This is a genomic window from Lachnoanaerobaculum sp. (assembly GCF_057250505.1).
The window spans coordinates 1-7,627 of sequence record NZ_DBHIEQ010000050.1 but is presented as its reverse complement, the minus strand read 5'-3'; the positions used below and the strand labels follow the sequence as shown (position 1 = coordinate 7,627).

Here is a 7,627-nt window from a genome sequence, read left to right as displayed (position 1 = left end):
CCTCTACATCCGGCAGAAAAATCTCCCCCAGTTCATTTGCAAAACGATACAAAGGATTTACTTCAATTTCATTTTCCTCAATAGTATCTGAATTCAGAAAATCAAATGAGCTTTCAGTATAAGGACTTGGACTCTCGCTGTTTCTAAATCTAAGATCTTCTAAGTTATATCCGCTTTTTTGTGCTTTTAATACTATCTCCCATATGCAGTTCATACGTTGCTCCTTTTAATTAATATCTTATTTACTTTCAAGTCTATCTCCTTAGCCAAAGCTTTTTCTACTGCAAATGCCTTCATCTTTACCATATTTTTAGTCATAATATTCTATACTTACAGTATCATCGTATACTAAATCCAAATCAAAACCCTTTGGTAATATTATCTTTTTTAGGTTTGGGCACTCATCAAAAAGATAGCCTTTTGCATCTATTATTTCCAGTGACTTTGGGAACTTTATCTCTTCTAATTTTTCAGCACCCATAAATACCTCTCCACCTATATATTCCAAGCCTTCCGGAAGTTCTACTTTTTTTAAACCGGTATAACAAAATGAAAATTCATCTATTTTCCTAATACTGTTTGGGAAATCTATATACTCCAAATCCTTGCAATTAGCAAAAGCAAACATGTCAATATTATCTAATTTTTCATTTAGAACTACTGTTCTTAATTGTTTACAACCTGAAAAACAAGCAAATGGTATTTCTGTTAAATTTTTAGGTAACTTAACCTCTATTAAGTTTTTACAATCTAAAAAAGCACAAGAATTAATTTTTACCACACTATCAGGTATAACTACTTTTTTTAACTCTGAACAATTTTTAAAAGCTTTTTCTCTAATCTCTGTCACACCATATGGAATCTCAATTTCCTTTTTGGGCATAATATCTGCCAAAATCCCTCTTTTATATTCCAGTAGAACATTATCCTTGATTATAAACTTAGACTGAAAGTTCAAGCATATGTAAGTTAAAATAGCTATAAATATAACTAATATAATTTTTTTTCTCCTTTTATAATTCCTCATTTATTACCTCGCATTTATAATATCTGATGCTATATCTTTTAATTCCTCTATCATTTTCTCTATATTTGCACTCGTGTCAAAATTATATAACAATCCAAAGTTTCCTTTCTCGTACTTTGGACCTTCTAATTCTGTTCCAATATTCAGTGCAGGACATTCTGAAAAATTATAATGATATTTATCATCCCATATACTTAAACTCTCTGATTCATAAACCCATCTATCTGAATAATCTTTATTCTTTATTTCTATTTTTAAATAAGTATTTGTCATGATGTATTTTTGTAGCTTGTTTTTAACTCTTTTAAGTTCATAATTGTTTAAATTATCAAACCCAAGTAATAATATTGCAAGTAGTACTCCTGCCTTTGTATACCTTGCTCCTAAGCCCGTTATACTCATATTAAGAATATTACTTAACAGTGTTGATAACTCTCCTGATTCTATTATTCTATCAATTAATCCTCCCAAAAGCACTACATACCATGGACTAAGATAATATATAGCCCTTGTAATTCCATGTTTATTTTCTTTCACAACATTATCATAATTTTCCTTGTATGTGTCTTGATATTTTTTATCAATAATCCAAACTCCCGATATTTCTTTCTTTACAGCATTTATGATTTTCAACCTATGCTTATCTAAATTCCCTTTTAACTCATACTCTATTTTATCTGTATTTTGAATATCCACTTCAAAGTAGTAATCCTTATTTCTATTTAAAATAACCTCAACATAACGCTCACTTTCCCCATTTTCTTTTATTTTTTTCTTTACAATATATTCATCAATATGCGTTACGTATCCTAATATATTATATGAATATACATATACAGTTCCCATAGCTCTATTTCCGGTTTCATTTATGGTTATAACAAAGTTGTATACACCTGAATGCTCCACTTTTACATGACCTACAAAGTCCTTTTTATCTCTCGGTCGTCTCCAGCTTCCTTTTTCATCCTCGACTATTTCTACTGCTCCTTTTACCTTTACATTACCGTAGCTTGGTGTGGCTTGCCCTGATGTTTTGAATGAAACTATTCCACCTTTTTCACATAATGTTATAGAATCTTGTGTAACTGCCTCAGCACACTCATTAGTTTTAGGATCTACTATATATAGCTTCTTACTTTCAATTACGGACCATTCTCTTAGTTTCGGAACACATTTACAAGGTTTACTTTTATCTTTATTACACATTCCAAAACTGCTTATATTGGTAGGTTTACTATCTCCCTTCATAATTAACGGTCTTCCATCCGAAGTATAAGAGCCATGATCCCTTGATAAATTTAGTACACAGGTTTTACTTCCGTATTTACATGATACTTCCGCTCCCCTGACTACGTACTCTTTACTTACCGGACCATTTATTAACTGCTGTTCATACATTTTATCAATATTATCTGACATAGGCATTATCCTCTTATCTGTCACCATTATAGACTATAACTGTTTTCCAAAACTCCTATACAGATATATTCATCAAAGCTTATCTGTAACTGTGATATGGCATATCTTACCATTGCTTCGCAAAGGTTGCTGTCACTGTTTCTTAAAAACCTTAAAATAAGTTTAGGACTTTCATCTGTTAGTTGGAAATTCTCATTTGTAAAGTTATTCATATCCGGCAGGATTTTCATTTCTTCTAAAAACGCTTTGTTTGTTGCCAATCTTTCACAGGATTTAAGAGATACATACTCTTCAATATCAAGCTCTTCAATAATCCTTTCTATTTCCGCTTCGGTATGGATTTTTTCTTTGGCCTTATTTAGAAGGCGACCAATCATTCCTTCTTTTCTTTTATTGCTTATTAAGCCGATTGGCAATTCTTCTTTTGTATATCTTATATCAAATATATTATACCCTTCCAAATCAGAATAGCTTTCTTCATATGACTTTACTATAATCTTTTCTTCTTCCTGTCTTATTCCTACCATTCCTCCAGTCTTTTGTATCAGTCGTAAGATAATCTCCTTATCTTTTTGCCTAATCATTTCACGTTCATAGTATAATCCGTCTTTACTTGGACTTAAAAATGTACTGCTCTTAAATACATTTTTTTCTATGTTCCATACAGGATAAAGTTCTTCTTCTATCATATCGGCATATTTTCCATAGTCCACTTCGACATCTCTTGCATTTTGGGGAAGTCCTGACAGGTCTATATCAAAAAAGCGGTCAAGGTATGCGGTATTTACCGTATTCCATCTAAGTCCGTTATAAGAAAAGGTTTCATAAAGTTTTCCTACTTCTTTCCTGTATCGAAGAGCCTTTTTAGGTTGTACCAAAAGTGTATGTTTTTCTTTGTTATTTGTAAAACTTACTCTTATATTTTCTTGTAAAAAAGCCCTGCATACACTGTCGGCTGCATTAAGATAAACGGTTTTTATAGAATTTTTACCTTCCATACACTCTTCTTTAAAACCTTCTTTAATATCGTCTTCCTTATCCTCTATTACATCCAAATCTGATATCGGAAAAAACATCCTTAAAAATGTATTCTCATTTTTTGAAAGTAAAAGTATCGCAATCTCGTAGCTCTCCTCTTTGCTCTCAAGCTCATCATATACCTTTTTATACAGTGATTTATATCTTTCTTCAAAAACCTCACTCATCCTGTAAAGACCGTCATATAAAACACTTTTTGCAAAGACATACTCATCTTCTTCTTTTATTTCTGAAAGTCTGTCCTTTACATATTTCTTTATATCAAACTCATCCAAGCATACCTTATCCATCTGAAAGCACCTCTTTTAATAGAAAAATACTAATTAACAATACATAAGCTTTAAATAAATACCGGATTACTCAGCACTTAAACTTGAAGAGGATTCCGTTTCACTTGTTTTTGGCTGTGTGGTTTGTGCTTCTGATTGTGCCGCCTTTGATTCTTCTTTTTCTTTTTCATCAATTCTTTTTTGCACATCATTAAGCTTTTTATCCATTTCTATGGTATTTATCTCATCCTTTAATTTTACATATAATCTTCTGGCATACTCGTAATTCTCTCTTGCACTTTCAAAGTCTCCTCTTAAGAATGCCTCATCTGCTGTAACTGCATATCCTCCGGCTTTATTTTTCTCTTCATCTCCTTCGCTTATTTTCTTGTCCGCTGTGGATATCTTTTGCTCAAGTTCCGACAGTCCTGCACTCTCACCCGATTTTTCCAAAATATCCTTTGCAGTATTATAATTAGCCCTTGCTGACAAAAAATCTCCTTTACTTAAAGCCTCATCTCCTGCGCTTAACATATCATTTGCAGATTTTAGATTTTGTGACTGTTTGTCAGCTTCCGCCTGCTTTCCTTCATCTTTCTTTGCAATGGCTTGATCCACTGCTAAAAGTTTTGCTTCAGCCTTTAACTTGCCTTCTTCATATCCTATATCTCTTGCTTCAGTCTTTGCATCCACATACCTTTCTCTTGCTTTATCATATATTTCCGAATCAAAAAGTATATCTCCGTTATCAAGACTTAAATTTACACTTTCATATCCTGAAATAAAGTCAAGTCTCTTTCTTACATATGAAAGTCCGGCATTGTCAGCGTATGGAATTTCACTAAGTATAAGCTCATACAACGGTTTAGCTTCTTTGTAGCTTTTGGCATCATACTTTTCGTCCGCTTCAATTATACCCTCTATAACCTGCTCATAATGATATAAAAGTTCTTTCATTTCCTTGTTTCTAAGACTTTCAGCCTTTTTTATGGACTCCTCACACTCGGTATCCGCCTTTGTATAGTTTTCCATTTCTATAAATTTAAGCATCTTTTCATAGTGTGTATTCATGTCTTCTTTAAGTTCTCTTGTGTATTTTTTATAAAAGTAAAGAGCAATAATCGCTCCAAGTATTACAACTACAGATGCAATCGATACTATCAAAATAAGTTTCCTTCTCTTTTTCTTTTTTGTATCCGATTCAATAAATACCTTGTCAATATAAATACCTGCAATCGTATAGTTATCAATATATCCTAAATTTTTATCAAGAAGTACGGCTTCAACCTTTAAAAGAGCATCTTTCGGATCCTTTCCGCTTTCAGCAAAAATGTTGTCAATCTCTCCTTCTGATACGTTTTCCCAAACCCCTTTGGTATAAAGAATTAAAATATCTGTATCAACAAGTTTTATCTTTCCTGATATCACCGGTGAAAATCCTTTTTGCCCTAAAAAGGTATATAGATTGCTTCTTTGCTCATGTCTTGACAAGGCATCTTCACTAATCATCTCCTTTGATACCATTTCACTACTTAGTGACGTATCTATAGTCTTATAAAACGTCTTATTATTTCTATAAAGCTTTGCTCTTACATTCCCGGCATAACCAAATCGTACATTCTCATAGTCAGTTATTGCAACCACAATTGATGCTTTAAGCTTCATATATTTTTCAGCTTTTAAAAGAACTTCATTGGCATGTTTTAAATATCCATGTATCTTCCCCTTTGATATAGATGGCTTCTCCTGAAATTTTGCAATGATACTTTCCACTGCTTCCTTTGCAGACTCACTATCCGCCACATCTTCAATACCGTCTGCAAGCACATAGCATGCAAAATTGTCAAGTTCAGCATAAGCAAAAAAATCACTGTTTTTTAATGAACTGCCTTCTTCTGAAATAAAGTTTGTGTTAAATTTGCTGTTTTGCTTACGCATTTTCTCCTAGCCTCCTAAATCCTTATAAGTATCAGTCCAAGATTGTCCAAATCTTTTGTATCTTTCTTTTTTATGGTTTCAATAATCTCTTTTGCCGTTTTCTTACACCCATGTTTCTTTGAAAGGATAATTTCAAGTTCTCTAATGGAAATTTTTTTCTCTACTCCGGCATTTATTATAACAACCATATCTTTTCTTTTCAGTTTTATTTCTTCCTTGCTTATAAGCGGCTTCATATAGTCATCTCTTCCTATATAGTTATATGCCTTATTTGTATCAGAAATTCTAAGGGCTGCCTCCTTACTTAAAAGTCCCTTATTTACCTTTTCTTTTATAAGTTCTTCCATTATCTGTCCCCTACTAAGAAGTATAAGCTCTTTTTTACGAAAAATATAAATATTTATATGTCCCATAATGGCATAACTTAAAAGATTTCCTCTAAGCATTAGACATGCTGCATATGCCCTTCCGTTTTCCCCTCTAAGTGCATTTAATACATTCATATTAGCGGTCTCATATGCTCTTTCAAAGAAATACCTGCTACTTTGGTTATTATCATAGCGATTATAAAGTTTTGTAAAGGTTCTTACTGTAGTCAGTGCTGCAACTTTTCCTGCATACTCTTTTCCCTCCCCCGCACTAAGTATCGCCATAAGTCTGTCTTTTTCCGGTTTGAATCCGTATGCATTTGCTTGAACCTGTTTTTTTCCTATATCAAGCAAAGCCCCTATGTCATATATCCTGATTTTTTCTTCTTTAATCCATATAAAAAATCTACATATCAAAATGCCAAAAGCGATTAAAATAAAGACTAAAGCTATCCAAAAAGCAGTTCCCATATCTGTTTTCCCCTTAATATTTTTATAGGAATTACTGACTTAATCAGTACTTTATTAATTTTTACCATGAAAACTGCTTTCCACATAAAGCAATATATAAAAACTCACTCTCACCCATGGTAATTACATCATAGGTTTCAAGTATCTGCGGAGTATAAACGGCTTTGCCATTTAAGTAAGTAATGCCTCCACCTTCTGTACAGATAAGTGTCGCTTCAAGATCTTTTTCATCAAAAGATAAAATAGCATGATTTTCCTGCTTTATGGCATTATCTCCAATAATTTGTATATCCATGGCATCCGTTCTCCCGATATAGTTTTTTCCAAATACTATACGATAGTCTTTTCCGTATCTTGGTCCCTTAATACAAACAAGCCATGCACATACCGGTTTAGTTTTTATCCTTATTAAGCTTTCTTCAAGCTCATTATCATCAAACGACTCTTCAAGTTCTTTTCTTTCAGTCATGTCCATATTGCAGTACGGACAAATATTTCCGTATCTTCTTTTTGAAAACATATGTCCGTTTTTACATCGTATTAAATTCCCCATTTTTCTTACCTTATCTGTAGTTTATTAAGTCCTATAAAAATATAGTCTTTTTTTGTCAGTTTACTCTGTCCGTCTTTAATATTATAAAGCTTATTCTCTAAACAGCCCTTAATCTGTGTTCCGTTCTTACTTTGCATATCTTCTATATACCAAAATCCGTCCACATAGTTAAGTATCGCATGAATATCACTTACGGTTCCTGAAAAATAAGTATCTGATAAATCTATATCTATATACTCTTCTTTATTCTTCTTTCCTATTACCAAAGAGTTCTTTCCCAAAATATTCCATGTTTTTACAACAGTATCCTCTTCGCTTAAAAGAACAAGCTCCGACAAAAATTTATCTTGTATCTTTTCTTTTCTAAAAGGAAAATCCTTTAAAGAAAAACAGATTAAAGAACCTGAAATTAAAAAAGAAAACATATAAAATATATATTCACCCTTTGATCCTCTTCCAAAAAATATAGTGATTATAACACACAAAACCGCTGCAAATATTCCTGAAATATCAAGAAAAAATCTTTTATTCATATATTCCCGTT

At 32.3% G+C, this 7,627-nt stretch carries 7 protein-coding genes and 1 pseudogene; all 8 read right to left on the bottom strand.

Going from position 1 to position 7,627, the window contains the following annotated elements:
- Positions 1-214, bottom strand: a pseudogene (locus ACO6FI_RS12830) (hypothetical protein); the annotation flags it as partial.
- A gap of 96 nt (positions 215-310) precedes the next feature.
- Positions 311-895 carry a leucine-rich repeat domain-containing protein gene (locus ACO6FI_RS12825; protein WP_243114030.1) on the bottom strand — a complete coding sequence of 195 codons (585 nt, stop codon included), beginning with the start codon at positions 893-895 and terminating at the stop codon, positions 311-313.
- 135 nt (positions 896-1,030) lie between these two features.
- The gene (locus ACO6FI_RS12820; RefSeq protein WP_485457671.1) at positions 1,031-2,446 is read right to left on the bottom strand and encodes a DUF4280 domain-containing protein; all 1,416 of its coding nucleotides are present in this window, start codon (positions 2,444-2,446) and stop codon (positions 1,031-1,033) included.
- 26 nt (positions 2,447-2,472) lie between these two features.
- Positions 2,473-3,774, bottom strand: coding sequence for a hypothetical protein (locus ACO6FI_RS12815; protein WP_485457670.1), 1,302 nt, complete (start codon positions 3,772-3,774; stop codon positions 2,473-2,475).
- 66 nt (positions 3,775-3,840) lie between these two features.
- Positions 3,841-5,691 (bottom strand): PP2C family protein-serine/threonine phosphatase, encoded by a 1,851-nt coding sequence (locus tag ACO6FI_RS12810; RefSeq protein WP_485457669.1) that lies wholly within the window; start codon positions 5,689-5,691, stop codon positions 3,841-3,843.
- Between the two features lie 14 nt (positions 5,692-5,705).
- Positions 5,706-6,530, bottom strand: coding sequence for a PP2C family protein-serine/threonine phosphatase (locus ACO6FI_RS12805; RefSeq protein WP_314766539.1), 825 nt, complete (start codon positions 6,528-6,530; stop codon positions 5,706-5,708).
- A gap of 61 nt (positions 6,531-6,591) precedes the next feature.
- Positions 6,592-7,083: an FHA domain-containing protein gene (locus ACO6FI_RS12800; RefSeq protein ID WP_008752379.1), complete on the bottom strand. Its 492-nt coding sequence runs from the start codon at positions 7,081-7,083 to the stop codon at positions 6,592-6,594.
- Between the two features lie 5 nt (positions 7,084-7,088).
- Positions 7,089-7,616, bottom strand: coding sequence for an FHA domain-containing protein (locus ACO6FI_RS12795; protein ID WP_485457672.1), 528 nt, complete (start codon positions 7,614-7,616; stop codon positions 7,089-7,091).
- Positions 7,617-7,627: the final 11 nt, after the last annotated feature.

Bases quoted from the DNA above. Each gene is read 5' to 3' on its own strand.
- ACO6FI_RS12820 (WP_485457671.1), bottom strand. From the start codon at position 2,446: ATGTCAGATAATATTGATAAAATGTATGAACAGCAGTTAATAAATGGT.
- ACO6FI_RS12815 (WP_485457670.1), bottom strand. From the start codon at position 3,774: ATGGATAAGGTATGCTTGGATGAGTTTGATATAAAGAAATATGTAAAG.
- ACO6FI_RS12810 (WP_485457669.1), bottom strand. From the start codon at position 5,691: ATGCGTAAGCAAAACAGCAAATTTAACACAAACTTTATTTCAGAAGAA.
- ACO6FI_RS12805 (WP_314766539.1), bottom strand. From the start codon at position 6,530: ATGGGAACTGCTTTTTGGATAGCTTTAGTCTTTATTTTAATCGCTTTT.
- ACO6FI_RS12800 (WP_008752379.1), bottom strand. From the start codon at position 7,083: ATGGGGAATTTAATACGATGTAAAAACGGACATATGTTTTCAAAAAGA.
- ACO6FI_RS12795 (WP_485457672.1), bottom strand. From the start codon at position 7,616: ATGAATAAAAGATTTTTTCTTGATATTTCAGGAATATTTGCAGCGGTT.